Source organism: Synechococcus sp. R8-2, assembly GCF_047461715.1.
Classification (GTDB): domain Bacteria; phylum Cyanobacteriota; class Cyanobacteriia; order Thermostichales; family Thermostichaceae; genus Thermostichus.
On the sequence record NZ_JANSHQ010000727.1, the window covers coordinates 1 to 545 of the forward strand.

Annotated in this window: 2 protein-coding genes; both read right to left on the bottom strand. The window is 48.6% G+C overall.

From position 1 onward, the window contains the following. Nucleotides 1–86: 86 nt before the first annotated feature. Nucleotides 87–359, bottom strand: coding sequence for a hypothetical protein (locus tag NW819_RS14280; protein ID WP_414347213.1), 273 nt, complete (start codon nucleotides 357–359; stop codon nucleotides 87–89). Between the two features lie 47 nt (nucleotides 360–406). Next, nucleotides 407–532 (bottom strand): DUF86 domain-containing protein, encoded by a 126-nt coding sequence (locus tag NW819_RS14285; protein WP_414414154.1) that lies wholly within the window; start codon nucleotides 530–532, stop codon nucleotides 407–409. Nucleotides 533–545: the final 13 nt, after the last annotated feature.

A 545-nucleotide genomic window follows, 5' to 3' on the forward strand; every position in this document is an offset into this window, starting at 1 on the left:
TGCTGCTCCGGCAATTTGTCGGATTCATCCTCATCAGCGTTTTGTGCAGATTGGGATCCACATAACTCCAGACACCGCGCCTTTGCTTAGGTACGGGCTGAGAAGGGAACTTCCGGCTCCTCCGAGCCAACGATGTACGGGTCGTCTCCAAACGAAGTGTATTCGCTGTAGAGCTCGTCAGCAGTCATGCTGGGCCGCAAAGCCTCAATCAAAAACTCGTCGACGATACGCTTACAAGCGGCAATTGCGGCTTCGAGGGTCTCAAACTTTCCGTACTCGTACTCTTTATATTTCTCCACATAGTGGAAGTTGTCGGCAACCACCACAGTAAATGGGCGCGCTGGATCGGAGCCGGGCATGAGGTGAGGTCTAATGCTGCTGTTACTTCCGACATTGTACATTTCTCTTAAGGGTTTATCAATTGTCGAAGAGAGGTTTCTAATAAAATAAGATCTTCTTGAATCGTTTGCCAGATGATGGACAAACTCACTTGAAAATACTCATGGATCACAATATTCCGCATTCCCCGCATTTCGTCCCATGGA

Coding starts and splice junctions, on each gene's coding strand:
- NW819_RS14280 (WP_414347213.1), bottom strand. CDS start 359: ATGCCCGGCTCCGATCCAGCGCGCCCATTTACTGTGGTGGTTGCCGAC.
- NW819_RS14285 (WP_414414154.1), bottom strand. CDS start 532: ATGCGGGGAATGCGGAATATTGTGATCCATGAGTATTTTCAAGTGAGT.